The organism is Microbacterium sp. 1S1 (genome assembly GCF_008271365.1).
Lineage (GTDB): Bacteria > Actinomycetota > Actinomycetes > Actinomycetales > Microbacteriaceae > Microbacterium.
Window position 1 is genome coordinate 3,012,820 of sequence record NZ_CP043430.1, and the last position, 15,713, is coordinate 3,028,532.

At 69.5% G+C, this 15,713-nt stretch carries 14 protein-coding genes; 3 read left to right on the forward strand and 11 right to left on the reverse strand.

What is annotated here, in order from left to right; all coding sequences use genetic code 11:
• Positions 1-39: 39 nt before the first annotated feature.
• The 10 genes from FY549_RS14600 to FY549_RS14645 form a co-directional block, all read right to left on the reverse strand.
• A complete protein-coding gene (locus tag FY549_RS14600) occupies positions 40-1,116 on the reverse strand; it encodes a UDP-N-acetylglucosamine--N-acetylmuramyl-(pentapeptide) pyrophosphoryl-undecaprenol N-acetylglucosamine transferase (RefSeq protein ID WP_149085659.1) in 1,077 nt (358 codons plus the stop codon).
• Entirely contained in the window at positions 1,113-2,318 is a 1,206-nt protein-coding gene (ftsW, locus tag FY549_RS14605; protein ID WP_149085660.1) for a putative lipid II flippase FtsW, read from the reverse strand. The genes FY549_RS14600 and ftsW overlap by 4 nt, the downstream gene beginning before the upstream one ends.
• The gene (murD, locus tag FY549_RS14610) at positions 2,287-3,822 is read right to left on the reverse strand and encodes a UDP-N-acetylmuramoyl-L-alanine--D-glutamate ligase (RefSeq protein WP_149085661.1); all 1,536 of its coding nucleotides are present in this window, start codon (positions 3,820-3,822) and stop codon (positions 2,287-2,289) included. The genes ftsW and murD overlap by 32 nt, the downstream gene beginning before the upstream one ends.
• Positions 3,812-4,918: a phospho-N-acetylmuramoyl-pentapeptide-transferase gene (gene mraY, locus FY549_RS14615; RefSeq protein WP_149085662.1), complete on the reverse strand. Its 1,107-nt coding sequence runs from the start codon at positions 4,916-4,918 to the stop codon at positions 3,812-3,814. The genes murD and mraY overlap by 11 nt, the downstream gene beginning before the upstream one ends.
• Positions 4,915-6,327: a UDP-N-acetylmuramoyl-tripeptide--D-alanyl-D-alanine ligase gene (gene murF, locus FY549_RS14620; protein ID WP_149085663.1), complete on the reverse strand. Its 1,413-nt coding sequence runs from the start codon at positions 6,325-6,327 to the stop codon at positions 4,915-4,917. The genes mraY and murF overlap by 4 nt, the downstream gene beginning before the upstream one ends.
• Before the next feature lie 27 nt (positions 6,328-6,354).
• Entirely contained in the window at positions 6,355-8,124 is a 1,770-nt protein-coding gene (locus FY549_RS14625; protein WP_149085664.1) for a peptidoglycan D,D-transpeptidase FtsI family protein, read from the reverse strand.
• A 25-nt stretch (positions 8,125-8,149) separates the two neighbouring features.
• Entirely contained in the window at positions 8,150-8,722 is a 573-nt protein-coding gene (locus FY549_RS14630) for a hypothetical protein (RefSeq protein WP_149085665.1), read from the reverse strand.
• Entirely contained in the window at positions 8,719-9,657 is a 939-nt protein-coding gene (gene rsmH / locus FY549_RS14635) for a 16S rRNA (cytosine(1402)-N(4))-methyltransferase RsmH (RefSeq protein WP_149085666.1), read from the reverse strand. Before rsmH ends, FY549_RS14630 begins: the two co-directional genes overlap by 4 nt.
• A 103-nt stretch (positions 9,658-9,760) precedes the next feature.
• Complete coding sequence (gene mraZ / locus FY549_RS14640) at positions 9,761-10,192, reverse strand: division/cell wall cluster transcriptional repressor MraZ (protein ID WP_025105095.1); 432 nt, start codon at positions 10,190-10,192, stop codon at positions 9,761-9,763.
• A gap of 250 nt (positions 10,193-10,442) precedes the next feature.
• Positions 10,443-10,817: a DUF3040 domain-containing protein gene (locus FY549_RS14645; protein ID WP_149085667.1), complete on the reverse strand. Its 375-nt coding sequence runs from the start codon at positions 10,815-10,817 to the stop codon at positions 10,443-10,445.
• Positions 10,818-10,913: 96 nt separating this feature from the next.
• Here FY549_RS14645 and FY549_RS14650 point away from each other — a divergent pair, with 96 nt between their 5' ends.
• A complete protein-coding gene (locus FY549_RS14650; protein ID WP_200838778.1) occupies positions 10,914-12,005 on the forward strand; it encodes a polyprenyl synthetase family protein in 1,092 nt (363 codons plus the stop codon).
• A 9-nt stretch (positions 12,006-12,014) separates the two neighbouring features.
• Here FY549_RS14650 and FY549_RS14655 read toward each other — a convergent pair whose 3' ends face one another.
• Entirely contained in the window at positions 12,015-12,374 is a 360-nt protein-coding gene (locus FY549_RS14655) for an Rv2175c family DNA-binding protein (RefSeq protein WP_200838777.1), read from the reverse strand.
• Between the two features lie 130 nt (positions 12,375-12,504).
• Here FY549_RS14655 and FY549_RS14660 point away from each other — a divergent pair, with 130 nt between their 5' ends.
• Both FY549_RS14660 and pknB read left to right on the forward strand, forming a co-directional pair.
• Positions 12,505-13,644, forward strand: a complete 1,140-nt coding sequence (locus FY549_RS14660; RefSeq protein WP_200838776.1) for a LysM peptidoglycan-binding domain-containing protein — start codon at positions 12,505-12,507, stop codon at positions 13,642-13,644.
• 73 nt (positions 13,645-13,717) lie between these two features.
• On the forward strand, positions 13,718-15,673 hold the full coding sequence (gene pknB, locus FY549_RS14665; RefSeq protein WP_149085670.1) for a Stk1 family PASTA domain-containing Ser/Thr kinase: 1,956 nt from the start codon (positions 13,718-13,720) through the stop codon (positions 15,671-15,673).
• Positions 15,674-15,713 lie beyond the last annotated feature (40 nt).

The following is a 15,713-nucleotide window of genomic DNA, read 5'->3' on the forward strand; positions in this document are numbered from 1 at the left end:
CGCTTCAGTCTACTTTTCGTTCCGGCCCGGACGGCGGCGTCACGCCGCACCGAGCGCCCGGTCGATCATGGCCACGACGTTCTCGGTGCCGGTGCGGGTGCCCGTCGTCTCCGCGGCCTCCGCCATCCGCTGGAGGCGTTCGTGGTCGCCGAGCAGCGGCACGACGATCCGGCGCACCGCGTCGCCGTCGAAGGTCGCGTCGTCGAGGAGTTGCGCAGCCCCCGCAGCCACGGCGGAACCCGCGTTCAAGCGCTGCTCCCCGTTGCCCACCGAGTACGGCACGTACAGCGCGGGGATCCCGAGGGCGCTGATCTCACTGACGGTCGCCGACCCCGAGCGCGACACGATCAGGTCGGCCAGGGCGAACGCGAGATCCATGCGGTCGACGTAGCGACGGAGGACGTAACCGGGCACTCCGGGATCCGGCAGCTCACTGCGCTCCCCCGTCACATGCAGCAGCTGCCAGCCCGCGGCGAGGATGTCCGACCAGGAGTCGGCGAGGGCGTCGTTGAGCCGCTGGGCGCCGAGCGAGCCGCCGAAGACGAGGAGCACGGGCCGATCGGCATCGAGCCCGAAATACTCCGCCGCCTCCGCACGCCGCGCCCCCCGGTCGAGGGTGATGACCTCCCGGCGCAGCGGCATGCCCACCACCTCGCTCCTGCGCAGCGGTGTCCCGGCGAACGCGACGCCGACCCCCGCCGCCGCGCGGGCGCCCAGGACGTTGGCCAGGCCCGGCTTCGCGTTGGCCTCGTGCACGACGAAAGGGATGTGCTCTCGGCGCGCGGCGACGTAGGCGGGGGCGGAGGCATAGCCGCCGAAACCCACGACGACATCGATGCCGTGCTGCCTGATGTGTGCGCGCACCTGCGCGATCGCCCGGCGGAACCGGCCGGGGAACGCGGCGGCCTGGGGGTTCGGCCGCCGCGGGAACGGCACTTTGTCGACGATGAGCAGCTCGTAGCCACGCTCGGGGACGAGCCGCGACTCGAGGCCTTCCGCCGTGCCGAGCACGAGGATCGTCGCGGACGGATCACGGTCACGGAGCGCGTCGGCGACGGCGAGCAGCGGATTGACATGGCCGGCGGTGCCACCGCCGGCGAGGAGGTACGAGGTCACCTGGTGACCCTACCCCGCTCGACTGACTGCTTCTCCACGACGGGGATCGTCCGTGCGAAGGCCAGCAGCACGCCGCATGCCACAAGGACCGCGAACAGCGCCGTGCCACCCTGGGACATGAACGGCAGCGGGACGCCCATGACGGGGAAGACGCCGATCACGACGCCGATGTTCAGCACGGCCTGTCCCACGATCCACACCGTGATCCCGCCGGCCGCGACGCGGATGAACGGGTCCGGCGTCTTGCGGATCACGTGGAACGCGCCGACCGTGAAGAACGTGAACAGAGCGAGCACCACGATGCAGCCGATCAGGCCCAGCTCCTCGCCGACGATGGCGAAGATGAAGTCGTTGCCCGCCGCGGGGAGCCAGCCGTACTTCTCCTGCGAGTTACCGAGACCGAGTCCGAAGATCCCGCCGGAGGCCATGCCCCAGATGCCGTGGATCGACTGGTAGCAGTCCGTGTAGTACAGCGCCATGTCATCGCAGGTCGCCGTGATCCGGCGCATGCGGTCCTCGCTGGAGAGCGCGTACGCGAGCACCGCGATCACCCCGAGGATCATCGGGATGATGAACAACCGCAGCTTGACGCCGGAGAAGAAGAGGCAGCCGAGGAGGATGAGGACCATGACCATGGCGGTGCCGAGGTCCTTCCCCGCAAGCACCGTCCCGATCGCCAAGGCTCCGACGGGGACCACAGGGATGAAGACGTGATGCCAGGTGCCGAGCATGGTCTGTTTGCGCAGCAGGACTGCGGCGATCCACAGGGCGAGGGCGAGCTTGAGGAACTCCGACGGCTGCATCTGGAAACCCGCCACCTGGATCCAGTTCCGGTTTCCGCCGTCGGCGACGCCGAGCGGGGTGAACACGAGGAGCTGGAGGGCCACGGCGCCGAACAGCGCCGGCCATGCCATGCGCTTGAGGAAGGCGATTGGGAAACGGCTGATGAGGAACATCAGCGGAACACCGAGCAGCGCGAAGACGCCCTGACGCAACACACCGTCCAACGGGTTCTGCGCCTTCGCCACCGCGGTGGCACTCGTCGCCGACAGGACCATGACGAGACCGAAGATCGTGAGGAGCAGAGCGGTCGAGGCGATCAGCAGGAACTCGGTCGACACCGGGGTGAACCGGCGGCCGAGCGACACCCGCGCCGCGAGACCACCCGACTCAGAGCGCGGAGGGCGAGCCACCTGCGTCATCGGCGCTCCCCCGCTCGATCCAGTCCCGCACCGCTTCGGCGAAGCGGCGGCCCCGATCCGCGTAGCTGGAGAACTGGTCGAAGGATGCCGCGGCGGGAGCGAGAAGAACGGTGCCCTCCCCGTCGGCGATCCCCGCCGCGATCTCCACGACGCGGGTCATGACCTGTCCAGTGTCGCCAGCTTCGACCTCGAAGACCGGCACCGTGGGCGCGTGTCGCTCGAATGCCGTCACGACGGCCGTTCGATCCACGCCGATGACGACGGCGGCACGGGCGGTGGCGCCCGCGTCCGCGACGAGATCGGTGATGTCGACGCCCTTGAGATCGCCCCCGACGATCCACACCGCTCCGGGGTACGCGCGCAGCGACGACGCGGCGGCGTGCGGGTTGGTGGCCTTGGAGTCGTCGATCCAGGTGATACCGGCGTGCCGGGCGATCACCTGGATGCGGTGCGCGTCCAGCCGGAAGGACTGCAGCGCCGCATGGATCGCCTCGGGCTCGACGCCGAGCGAGCGAGCGAGAGCGCTGGCGGCGAGGATGTTCTGGACGATGTGGGGAGCCGACAGGCCCGCGGTCTCGAGATCGGCGACCGTCGTCAGCTCCAGGGCACTCCGAGCCCGGTCGTCGAGGAACGCGCGGTCGACCAGCAAGCCCTCCACGACCCCGAGATCGCTCGGCCCCGGGATGCCGAGATCGAAACCGATGGCGCGGGCGCCCTCGACGACGTCGGCCTCCTCGACCATCCGGCGCGTGGCCTCGTCGGCCTTGTTGTAGACGCACGCGACGCGCGTGTTGCGGTACACGAGGGCCTTCGCGTCACGATACGCCTCGGCGCTGCCGTGCCACACGAGGTGGTCGTCAGCGAGGTTGAGGCACACGGACGAGTACGGGAACAGCTCGCCCTCCGGCCGCGACAGGCCGAGGTACCAGAGCTGGTGGCTGGACAGCTCGACGACGAGGACATCGAAACCCGCGGGGTCGCGGACCGCGTCGAGCACGGGCACGCCGATGTTGCCGCACGGCGCGGCACGGAGGCCTCCGGCCACGAGCAGGGTGGCCGTGAGCTGGGTCGTCGTCGTCTTCCCGTTCGTTCCAGTGATGAGCACCCAGTCGGCCGGGGTCCCGTCCGCACGGAGCACCTTGTCGCGCACCCGCCAGGCGAGCTCGACGTCACCCCAGAGAGCGATGCCCGCCTCCTGCACCCAGCGGATGACCGGGTGTCGTGGCGCGAAGCCCGGGGACGCGATGACGACCTCCGGGGCGAACGCCGTCAGCGCGTCGGGCACCTCATCCAGCGGGCCGAGCTCCAGACGGGCGCCGATGACCGGAAGCAGCCGGGCGTACTCCTCCTCGGCCGACTCACTGAGCACGAGCACGTCGGCGCCGAGCTCGGCCAGGGTGTCGGCCACCGAGAAGCCGGTCATGGAGAGGCCGAGGACGGCGACGCGCAGCCCCCGCCAGTCGGCGTTCCAGCTCGTCAGTTCGGCCAGGCGCTCAGCCGACACGGGTCAGCCACTCCACGTAGAACAGCCCGACCGCCGACACCGCGAGGAGCCCGGCGATGATCCACATCCGTACGACGATGGTCACCTCCGACCACCCCCGCATCTCGAGGTGGTGGTGGAACGGGCTCATGAGGAAGAGCCTCTTTCCGCGGGTGATCTTGAAGTACGCGCGCTGCAGGATCACGGACCCGGACGCGAGGACGAAGACGCCGGCGATGACGAGGAGCAGCAGTTCGGTCCTGGTCATGATCGCCATGGCGGTGATGACGCCGCCGATGGCCATCGACCCGACGTCCCCCATGAAGACCTTCGCCTTCGGGGCGTTCCACCACAGGAAGCCGATGAGGCTGGCGGCGAACGACGCCGAGATGATGGCGAGGTTGAACGGATCCCGCACCTCGTAACAGCCGCCGAGGGACCCGGGATCACCGCCGATGCAGGGCTGCTTGAACTGCCAGAAGGCGATGAGGCTGTACGCGCCGACGACGATGACGCCGGCGCCCGCGGCGAGACCGTCCAATCCGTCCGTCAGGTTCACGCTGTTGGAGGTGGCGACGCCGATGATCGAGATCCACGCGAGGTAGAGGATCCAGCCCAGGATGATGCCGAAAGCGAAGAGGTCCAGCCAGGTGATGTCTCGGAACAGGGAGATGGACGCGCTGGCCGGCATCTGCCCCCACTTGTTCGGGAAGTTCAGCGCCACGATGCCGAACGGGATCATGACGAGGAGCTGTCCGATCACCTTGCGCCACCCGGACAGGCCGAGGCTGCGCTGACTGCGCACCTTCATGTAGTCGTCGATGAACCCGACCACGCCGAAACCGACCATGAGCCAGATCACGAGGATCGCGGAGAGCGCCGGGGTCTCCCCGCTGACGAGCACGCCGGTGAAGTAGCCGACGATCGAGCCGACGATGAAGATGACGCCGCCCATCGTCGGCGTTCCCCGCTTCGCCTCGTGGCTCGGGTTTCCCGCGGCCTCGGGGGTGCGGATGACCTGACCCCATCCCCACTTCCGGAAGAGACGGAGGAAGACGGGAGTCAGGAAGAGAGTGAAGGCGAGCGAGATGGCCGCCGCCATGATGAGGGACCTCACGAGAACAATTCTCCCAGACGATCGCCGAGATGCCGGAGGCCCACGGAGTTGGACGACTTCACCAGGACCCGGTCTCCGTCGCGCAGCTCGGTCCGGAGGTACTCGAACGCGGCGTCCTGGTCCGGGAGGTGCACGGCTTCGCTGTCCCAGGAACCTTCGCCGACCGCGGCGAGATAGAGCCGCCGGGCCTCCGGGCCGACGACGACGATGCGCCGGATGTTGAGGCGTACGGCGAGCAGACCGATGCGGTCGTGCTCCTCCCCCGCGCTCTCGCCGAGCTCGCTCATCGCGCCGAGCACGGCGACGGTGCGCTCATCGGGGCCCGTGATCTGGGCGAGCGTCCGCAGCGCCGCCGCCATCGAGTCCGGGCTGGCGTTGTAGGCGTCGTTGATGATGCGGACCCGGTCGTTGCCCAGGGGCTGCATCCGCCAGCGCTCGGCGATCTCGACCGTCTCGAGTCGCGAGACGGCATCGGCCGGTGCCACGCCGAGCTCGACGGCGGCGGTGATGGCGGCGAGGGCGTTCGTCACATGGTGGGCTCCGAGGACGCGGAGGCGCAGCGGGAGCTCCTCTCCGGCGACCTCGACCACGCACTCCGTGCCGGAGGCCGAGACCTCGATCTCCCTGGCATGCACGGCGGCGGCGGCGGACTGACCGAAACCGACGACCCGGAGGCCACGGCTCTCGGCGAGCTCTCGCATCGCCCACACGCGGGCGTCGTCGGCGTTGAGCACGGCCGTGCCGGGCACCCGAGCCGCCGCGACGAGCTCGGACTTGGCCTTCGCGGTCGCCTCGATGCCGCCGAAGCCGCCCGCGTGCGCCATGCCGACCATGAGCACCACGACGAGGTCCGGTTCGACGAGACCGGCGAGCCGCGCGATGCTGCCGGGGGCGGCGGCGCCGAACTCGCTCACGAGGAAACGGGTGTCGTGGGTGACGCGGAGCATCGTCACGGGCGCCCCGACCTCGTTGTTGTAGGACTTCACCGGCGCGACCGTCTCGCCTTCGTCGGCGAGGATGCGGGCCAGGAAGTTCTTGGTCGTCGTCTTGCCGTTCGAGCCGGTGATGCCGACGATCCGCAGGTCGCCGCCGGCGCGGACGCGGGCCACCACCTCGCGGGCGAGTTCGCCGAGCGCGACGACGGCGTCCGGCACCACGATCTGCGAGACCGGGACCTCCACCGGGTGCTCGACGATGGCGAGGACGGCGCCGGCCTCGACGGCGGCGCCGACGAAGCGGTGCCCGTCGGTCTCCGCGCCCGGTTTGGCGACGAAGATCGACCCGGGTTCCATCGTGCGGGAGTCGGTGTCGACGATGCCGTCGACCACCGTCTCCGGTGTGTGCTCTCCGGCCACACGCAGATCACCACCGATGGCGGCAGCGATCTCAGCGAGCGTCAGGGCGATCATGTCATCTCCATGCGCGGCTCTCGCCGGCTATCCGAACTTGGGGAGGAGCGCGTCCATCGGGACAGAGGACGGCATCACGCGATAGGTCTTCATCACCTGCGTCATCGCCTTCTGGAAGGCGGAAGCGGTGGCCGCGGACGATACAACCTTAGTCGGCTCGTCGAGGGTGACCACGACGACGTACTGCGGGTCGTCGACCGGAGCGAAGCCCACCATGCTCGTGTAGTACACGCCGGCCTTGTAGCCGCCGTTGCCGTCCGAGACCTGCGCGGTACCTGTCTTGCTGGTCACGCGGTAGCCGGGGACCTGGATGCGATCGGCGTTGCCGCCCTGCACGGCGACGTTCTCCAGCATGCGGGTCAGGTCGGCCGCGGTCTGCTCCTTCACGACCCGCTCGTGCTTCGGCTCAGGGGTCTCCGTGACGGTTCCGTCGGGACCGGTGCAGGACTCCACCAGCGACAGGTCGATCTTCTCGCCCCCGTTCGCGATGGCCTGATACGCGCCGGCGAGCTGCGGCGCCGTCACCGTGAAGTACTGCCCGAACGTCGTCGTGTAGAGCGACTGGCTGTCCCAATCGCTGACGGGGTGCAGGATCCCGGCCACCTCGGACGGGAAGTCCAGGGTCTTCTCGCCGACGCCGAAACGCTGCAAGTAGTCGTAGCGGACCTCGGGGGCGACCATGGTGCCGAACTTCGACAGAGCCGTGTTGGACGAATCGATCAGTCCGCCCGCCAGCGTGTAGTTGTACGCAGGGTGGCTGAAGGCGTCGTTCACGACGGCGCCGTTCGGGAAGGTCTCCCGCGAAGACGCGGTGACGGTGCTCAGCGGCGTGAGGCCGGCCCCCTCCATCGCTGCGGCGGCGGTGATGGCCTTGAAGGTCGAGCCGGGCTCGAAGTCGCGGTGGAAGATCTGGCTGTAGCGGGTCTCCGGCGTCGAGGAGTCCAGGTCGTTGGGGTCCATCGCCGGCCACTCGGCTGCTGCACGGATCTTGCCGGTGCCCACCTCGACGACCGTGACGGTGCCTCCCTTGGCGCCCTGCTTCTGCGCCTCCTCGCCGATCATCTGCTGGAGGTACCACTGCAGATCGCTGTTGATCGTGAGCTGCACGGTGCCACCGTTCACAGCGTCCGTGACGGATTCACTCCCGGGGATCACGACCCCGTCCTTGCCCTTGCGGTACGTCTTCTCACCGTCCACGGGCGCCAGGCACGACTGCTCCAGCTGCTCGACGCCCGCCTTGGCCTCCCCGGTGTTGTCCAGGAAGCCGAGGACGTTGCCGGCGACGGCACCGTTGGGGTACACGCGCGTCTCCCGGGGCGTCAGCGCCAGATAGGAGCCGAGCCCGAGGTCACGGAGCGCGAGGAACTGCTCCGTGTCCAGTCCCGTCTTCAACGGCGCGTACTGGCTGTTCGGGTTCTCGGCGAGGGCATCGGAGACGCGCTTGCGGATCTCCTCGCCCGGCACCCCGGTGATCGCGGCGATCTTCTCGGAGGCCTCGGCCCACGGCAGTGCCGGGTCCTTCTCCTCCGTGAGCCTGATGACCTGCGGGCTGAGCTGTGCGTCGTAGACCATGACGCTCGACGCGAGGACCGTGCCCTCGGCGTCGACGATGGAGCCGCGCTGTCCGGGGATCCTGGAGCCGTCCCCGATGTGCTCGAGGGACTGGCTCACGTGCTCGTCGGCGTTCACGACCTGGATGTCGATGAGGCGGACGACGAAGGCCACCAGAACGGAAAGGATCACCGCCAGTGCGACGACGGTGCGTCGCCGCGGTCCGCGCGTGGCTCGTGTCGTCATGGGATCTCTCCGTCGATCGGGGTGGTCAGTGGGTGGTGGGGCTCGGGAGGCCGTCGGTGATGGCCGGTGGAAGGTCCTGCGCGGGCGGGGTGCCCCCGGCGGCGTCGTCCGCCTTCTGCTCCGCCGGCGGCTTCTCCTCGGTGACGAGGACGTTGCCCACGGCCGCCTTGCCGTTGGGGTCGACCGTCGAGACGCCCTCCGCACCCGCGCCCGTGCCGAACACGGCGCCATCGCTGAGCCTCAGATAGGAGGGTGCTCCCGCCACGACCATGCCGAGGTCGGCCGCGCTGCTCGCGAGGACCTGCGGCGAGCTCAAGCCGGTGAGCTCCTCCTGCAGTGCATCCGTCCGGAGGTCGAGCTCGCGCTGCTGGGCGGTGAGCCCGGCGAGAGTGAACGAGTCCTGCGTGATCGCGAGCGAGAGCCCGACCTGTGCCGCGCCGATGGCCATCGCCCCGCCGAGGGCGACGAGGGCGTAGGCGAGCTTGGGCTTGCGTCGCCGCGCCGGCGCCGTCACCGGCTGGAGTCGCCGTTCCGGGGCCCGCTCCGGCGAGACCGGCTGCAGCGGCAGGGTCGGCTTACGTACTGCGTTCATGCTCATGCGCTCTCCCGCACCTTCTCAGCGGCGCGCAGGCGCACCGGGATCGCACGCGGGTTGCGTGCACGCTCTTCGTCGTCCGCGAGTTCCGCTCCCTTGGTGAGGATGCGGAACCGGGGGGCGTGTTCCGGGAGCTCGACCGGGAGGCCGGCGGGCGCCGTCGACGAGGACGCGGCGGCGAAGGCCTGCTTGACCAGTCGGTCCTCGAGGGACTGATACGACATCACGACGATGCGTCCTCCCACCGCGAGGGCGTCCATCGCCGAAGGGATCGCGTCGGCGAGGACGTTCAGCTCGGCGTTGACCTCGATGCGCAACGCTTGGAACACCCGCTTCGCCGGGTGCCCGGCCCGCTGCGCCGCGGCGGGGGTGGCGGCGACGAGGATGTCGACGAGCTCACCGGACCGGGTGACGGGCCGCTTCTGGCGAGCGTCGACGATGAAGCGCGCGTACCGGGCCGCGAGCTTCTCCTCCCCGTATCGCTCGAAGATGCGCCGGAGATTGCCCTCGCTGTACGTCGCGATGACGTCGGCGGCCGTGATGCCCTTCGTCTGGTCCATCCGCATGTCGAGCGGAGCGTCCTTGGAGTACGCGAAACCGCGCTCGGCCTCGTCGAGCTGCAGGGACGACACCCCCAGGTCGAACAGGATGCCGGCGGCGCCCTGGGCATGGAGGCCGATCTCGTCGTAGACCGTGTGCACCAGCGTGACGCGGTCACGGAAGCGGGCGAGCCGCTCCCCCGCGATCTTCAGAGCATCGGTGTCGCGGTCGAGACCGATCAGGCGGATGCCGGGGAACCGCTCGAGGAGTGCTTCCGAGTGCCCGCCCATGCCGAGGGTGGCATCGACGAGCACGGCACCGTCCTCCTGGAGGGCGGGAGCGAGCAGCTCGACGCAGCGGTCGAGCAGGACGGGGGTGTGGATGTCGCGGAGGTTCATGGTCTCTCTCGGGTCCGACCTTCGGCTCTGATCCCCCTCCGCTTCTCGACCCGGCACCGGGGAAGTGTGTCGGGGCGGGAGCGGCGGGGCATCACAGCCGTGGTCAGAACAGTCCGGGAATCACCTCCTGCTCCAGCTCGGCGTAGGACTCCTCGCCGGCGGCGAGGTAAGCGTTCCAACTCTCCGCATCCCAGATCTCGGCATGGGCGCCGACTCCGGTCACGATGAGCTCCTTCTGAAGACCCGCGTACTGACGCAGGTGGGCGGGGATGGTGATGCGGTTCTGACTGTCGGGCATCTCCGCACTGGCACCGGAGAGGAACATGCGCATGAAGTCACGCGCCTGCTTGTTGGCGAGCGGAGCCTGACGGATCCGCTCGTGCATCGCCTCGAACTCGGCCGTGCTGAAGACGTAGAGGCAGCGCTCCTGTCCGCGGGTGACGACGATGCCGCCCCCCAGGTCCTCGCGGAACTTCGCGGGAAGGATGACCCTTCCCTTGTCGTCCAGCTTCGGTGAGTGCGTGCCCAGCAGCATCGGCCATCACCCCCTCTCCGTCCGGCCAACTCGAGGTGCGCCCCACTTTACTCCACTTTCCTCCACATTCCTATGACAAATCCCCGCTCCGGCATCCGGTCGACGCTTTCGACCGCCGGGGTTCCTTGAGTTTCCGCGGTGGAGTGCGGTGGAGGGTCAGTGGAGGGCCGAGGGGCGGCACGCTTCCGCGCAGGCACGAAAAAGCCCGGATGCTCAGCATCCGGGCTTCGAAGTGGAGGAGAAGGGAGAGTCAGCTACCGTCGTGGCGACGATCCCAGCGGTCATTCATCCGGTCCATGAAGGACGAGGAGTCCTGCCGCTTCGGGGTCGTGCGCGTCCGGGATTCGGTCGCACCGGTGCGGCGCACGGGAGTGACCGCCAGCATCACGCCACCGAGCATGGCCGCGAATCCGACGACGCCCACGACGATTCCCCATCCGTCTCCGAGGATCACGCCGACCACGAGACCGCCGACACCTGCGAGCAGGAGCAGGGCGCCGTACACCAGGTTGCGATAGCTGAGCGTGCGATCACCCGACGGCGCGCTCACGACGTCGGCGTCATTGTGCAGGAGATGGCGTTCCATCTCGTCGAGCAGACGTTGCTCCTGTTCGGAGAGTGGCATCTCGTCCCCCTCGGGTATGGTGCCCTCCAGTCTACGCGCGAGCGGCGTCCGCGGCTAGCAGTTCGGCCCCCTCATCCTTTACGTATGCTGGGAGTCGTGCCGCCCCTCTCCCCCTCCGTCCCCGACGCCGTGGCCGCGCGATTGGACCTGTTCCTCGCCCGCCTGCGAACGGAAGCCGCGGGATACGGCGATGACGCCGCCGCTTTCCTCGACGCGGCAGCGGACACTCTCACCGGAGGCAAGAGGCTGCGCGCCCGGTTCTGCCATGCCGGCTGGCGCGCCGTCGCCCGGTTCCGCGACCGCCAGGCCGTCGAGGACCAGGCGGTGTGGGACGTCTGTGCCGCGCTGGAGATCTTCCAGTCGGCCGCGCTCGTCCATGACGATCTGATCGACAACTCCGACACCCGCCGGGGCCGTCCCGCCGCGCACCGGGCGCTGGAAGCGGCACACCGCTCCGCCGGCTGGTGGGGCGATGCCGAGGCCTTCGGACGCGCGGGGTCGGTCCTGCTCGGGGACCTCCTCGTGGCGTGGAGCGACGACCTCCTGGAGTCCGCGCTCGATGGGCATGTCGAGGCCCGCACGGTGCGCGCCGAGTACGCCCGGATGCGGCGCGACGTCACCACGGGACAATTCCTCGACATCACCGAGGAATCGGCTTGGAGCGTGAGCGACGACAGCGAGCACGCCGAGCGCGCCCTCCGCGTGGCCTCGCTCAAATCGGCGCGGTACAGCATCGAGCAGCCGCTCGTCCTCGGCGCCGTCCTGGCCGGAGCCGATGCCGAGCAGACGGCGGCGTTGCGCCGCTTCGGGCACCCGCTCGGGCTCGCGTTCCAGTTGCGGGACGACGTCCTCGGGGTCTTCGGGGACGCCGCCGTGACCGGCAAGCCGGCAGGCGACGATCTGCGCGAAGGCAAGCGGACCGTCCTCATCGCCTTCACGAGGGAGCGCTTGGATGCCCCCGCGCGGCGAGTGCTCGACGGGATGCTCGGGGATCCGGGACTGACGGCCTCTCAGGTCTCCTTCCTTCAGGAGACGATCGCCGCGACCGGCGCGCTCGAACGCGTCGAGACGATGATCGCCGAGTACGCCAAGGAGGCCGACCGCGCGCTCTCCGGTGCGCGACTCGAGGATGCGGCCGTCGGCGAGCTCCGCGATCTGGGCAGAGCTGCGACCGTGCGCTCGTCCTGAACGAAGCGCTCAGGCGAGCGTGCGTGCGAGCCGCCGGACCTCGCTCTTGTGCCCTGCCAGCAGGGACGCGATCGGGGAACGGCCGAGCGTCTCATCCTCGGCGAGCAGCCAGTCGATCAGCTCGTCATCGGAGAAGCCGGCGTCCTGCAAGACGATGATCGTTCCGCGCAACGAGCTCAGGGGCTGACCGTCCACGATGAACACCGACGGCACCGCGAACACGCCACTGCGCCGTGAGCCGACGAGGTAGTGCTCGTCGATCAGGCGGCGTACGCGCCCGAGGGGCTCGCCGAGCACGTCGACGAGGTCAGGCATCGTCAGCCATTCGAGGGAGGCGGCGTCAGGGGTTGCAGCGACGTTCTCAGACACGTTGCCACTATCTCACCTCAGACCGACCGCCGCATGTTCAGCCCGCGTGTCACACCATTCACACGCGTCACTTTGGTTGACATCTCTATACATCCGTGTCAGCGTGAAGTGCTCGAAAAGGGGGCCCGACGTGATCTTCCAGACAGCCGTGGCCGGCGCTCTCGCCGCCACTCTGACGGCGACACCCGCCGCCGCCTCGCCCGCCCCAGCGGTCGCGGCGCATGAACGCCACCACACAGCACCGACGCGCGTGCTCCCGACGCGGGCCGTCCCGGCGACGCACGTCGTCCAGCCGGGAGACACCGTCGCGGGGATCGCCGGTCGCTTCGGGCTCCGCACCGCCGACGTGCTGAGCTGGAACGGGCTCTCCTGGCGCTCCGTGATCTACCCGGGGCAGACCCTCGCCCTGCGCGCACCGGCTCAGGCTCCGGTCGTGGAGGCGGCACCGACACCGACGGCCGCCAAGACCCATGTCGTCGCCGCCGGGGACACCGTCTTCGCCATCGCGGAGAAGTACGGCACGTCGGTGAGCTCGATCCTCGCCGCCAACCGGCTGTCCGGCGCCGCCATCATCTATCCGGGGCAGAAGCTCGTCGTCTCCGGCACAGCCACGACGGCTCCCGCCGCCCCTGCGCCTGCCGTCGCGCCCGTGACCCCCGCGCCCGCCGCCGGCGCCACCCACACCGTGTCCGCGGGTGAGACCCTGTTCTCCATCGCCCAGCGGTACGGCACGTCGACGCAGTCGCTCTTCGCCTGGAACGGTCTCGGTCCGTCCTCGATCATCTACCCGGGGCAGCGCCTCCGGGTGCAGAGCCCTCCCGCTCCGAAGCCCGCGGCCGCCCCGGCTGGGCAGCGGACCGCTAGCCTCACGGCGGAGCAGGCGGCCAACGCGGCGCTCATCATCCGCGTGGGCAGGGAGCTCGGCGCCTCCGATCGCGCGATCGCCACGGCACTCGCGACGGGCATGGTGGAGTCGGGGCTTCGGAACCTGGACTGGGGCGATCGCGACTCGCTCGGTTTGTTCCAACAGCGACCGAGCACCGGATGGGGAACCCCCGCGCAGATCATGGACGCCGAGCGCAGCACGCGCGTCTTCTACGGCGGCGCCGGCGACCCCAACGGCCATGTCACTCGCGGACTGCTCGACATCCCGGGCTGGGAGGCACTGTCCTTCACCGACGCGGCGCAGGCCGTGCAGATCTCCGCCTACCCGGATCGCTACGGGCAGTGGGAGGCGCAGGCGTACGCGTGGCTCGCCCAGCACGGGTGACTCCTCCGGAAAACCGGGGACGAGGGGTGAGGCGTTCCCGAGGCTTTCAGCCAATCGTCCCTAGAATTCTGTCGTGACGACCAATCAGCAGGCCGACCCCCTCATCGGGCGGCTTGTCGACGGTCGGTATCGCGTACGCGCGCGGATCGCCCGGGGCGGCATGGCCACCGTCTACGTCGCCACCGACCTCCGCCTCGAGCGTCGCATCGCCCTGAAGGTGATGCACGCGCACCTCAGCGATGACTCCGCGTTCCAGAGCCGGTTCATCCAGGAGGCTCGCGCCGCCGCTCGTCTGGCCGACCCGCACGTCGTCAACGTGTTCGACCAGGGCCAGGACGGCGAACTCGCCTACCTCGTGATGGAGTACCTTCCCGGCATCACCCTGCGCGAACTCCTCCGTGAGCAGAAGCGCCTCACCGTCGCCCAGACGATCACCATCATGGACGCCGTGCTCGCCGGACTCTCCGCGGCACACCGTGCGGGGATCGTCCACCGCGACGTGAAGCCGGAGAACGTGCTGCTGGCCGAGGACGGTCGTATCAAGATCGGTGACTTCGGACTCGCCAGGGCCACGACGGCGAACACCGCGACCGGGCAACAGTTGCTCGGGACGATCGCCTACCTCGCTCCGGAGCTCGTGACCCGCGGCACGGCCGACGCCCGGAGCGACATCTACGCGCTGGGCATCATGCTCTACGAGATGCTCGTCGGAGAGCAGCCCTACAAGGGCGAGCAGCCCATGCAGATCGCGTTCCAGCACGCGACCGAGTCTGTACCCCGCCCCAGCGTGCGCAACCCCGCCGTGCCGGAGCAGCTCGACGAGCTGGTGCTCTGGGCGACCGAGAAGTCCCCGGACGAACGCCCGGACGATGCCCAACAGATGCTCGAGCGCCTGCGTGAGATCGAGCGCGAGATCGGGATCACCCCGGCCGTGAGCCGAACGACCGGATCCGCCCGCGACCAGGCGGATTCCGGCGACCTGACCAAGGTGATGCCCGGCACGATGGTGCTCCCGGAGCCGGCGACCGCCGCCTCCCCCGCCGTCGACAACGCGACGATCCTCCGGCGGCGGGCATCCAAGCGTCGCGCCCGTGGCGCCTTCCTCCTCTCCCTCGTCCTCCTGCTCGCCGTCCTCGCGGGCGGCGTGGGCTGGTGGTTCGGCTCCGGGCCGGGGTCGCTCATCGCCATCCCCGACGTAGCGGGCCAGACGTATGCCGAGGCCGCCGCCGACCTCACCGAGGCCGGCTTCGAACCCACCCAGCGGGACGAGTTCTCAGTCGACGTCGAGAAGGGCGTGGTCATCGAGACCGACCCGGGGAAGGGCACCAGAGTCGACAAGGGCACCGCCGTCGCCGTCGTGGTCTCCGCGGGCCCCGCCTCCCATGATCTCGCGGCGGTGGCCGGGCAGCCGTCGGATGACGTCCGCGCGGCGCTGCAGGCGGCCAACCTGGAGATCACGGAGGACGAGGAGTACTTCACCGACACCGCGGCAGGGTCGGTCATCAACGTCCGCATCACGCCGCGCGACGGTGGAGACGCCTTCGGCTGCGAAGAGGGGTGCACCGTCCACGAGCGGGACACCGCGACGATGCAGGTATCGCGCGGACCCGTTCCCGACGTGACGGACATGACCGTGAAGCAGGCCACGGAGGCCCTCACCGGCAAGGGCCTCAAGGTCGCCGAGGAGAGCATCTACCGGCCCAGCGACTCCATCGGCAAGGACCGCGTCATCGGCTACGCCGACCGCGCCGAGGAAGGGTCGTGGCGCCCCGGCGAGACGATCCAGCTCATCATCTCCCAGGGGCCGCCGCTCTTCGACGTGCCGGACGTCTCCGGCATGACCAGGGACGAGGCGACCAAAGCCCTCTCCGACGCCGGCTTCACCTGGAGCTACACGAGCAGCACCGGGCTGCCGGATTCCGTGTGGGATCTCCTCGCGAACGAGAACACGCGCGTGGAGTCGTACAGCCCGTCCGAACCGCAGCGGAAGGGCACGAGCATCACGCTCACCATGAGCTTTGCCGGCTGACGCCGACACGACGAAGGGGCCGGAACGACGTTCCGGCCCC

Excerpts from the sequence above, each read along its gene's own strand:
- ftsW (WP_149085660.1), bottom strand. The coding sequence starts at position 2,318 with ATGACGCAGGTGGCTCGCCCTCCGCGCTCTGAGTCGGGTGGTCTCGCG.
- murF (WP_149085663.1), bottom strand. The coding sequence starts at position 6,327 with ATGATCGCCCTGACGCTCGCTGAGATCGCTGCCGCCATCGGTGGTGAT.
- FY549_RS14625 (WP_149085664.1), bottom strand. The coding sequence starts at position 8,124 with ATGACGACACGAGCCACGCGCGGACCGCGGCGACGCACCGTCGTCGCA.
- FY549_RS14630 (WP_149085665.1), bottom strand. The coding sequence starts at position 8,722 with ATGAGCATGAACGCAGTACGTAAGCCGACCCTGCCGCTGCAGCCGGTC.
- rsmH (WP_149085666.1), bottom strand. The coding sequence starts at position 9,657 with ATGAACCTCCGCGACATCCACACCCCCGTCCTGCTCGACCGCTGCGTC.
- mraZ (WP_025105095.1), bottom strand. The coding sequence starts at position 10,192 with ATGCTGCTGGGCACGCACTCACCGAAGCTGGACGACAAGGGAAGGGTC.
- FY549_RS14645 (WP_149085667.1), bottom strand. The coding sequence starts at position 10,817 with ATGCCACTCTCCGAACAGGAGCAACGTCTGCTCGACGAGATGGAACGC.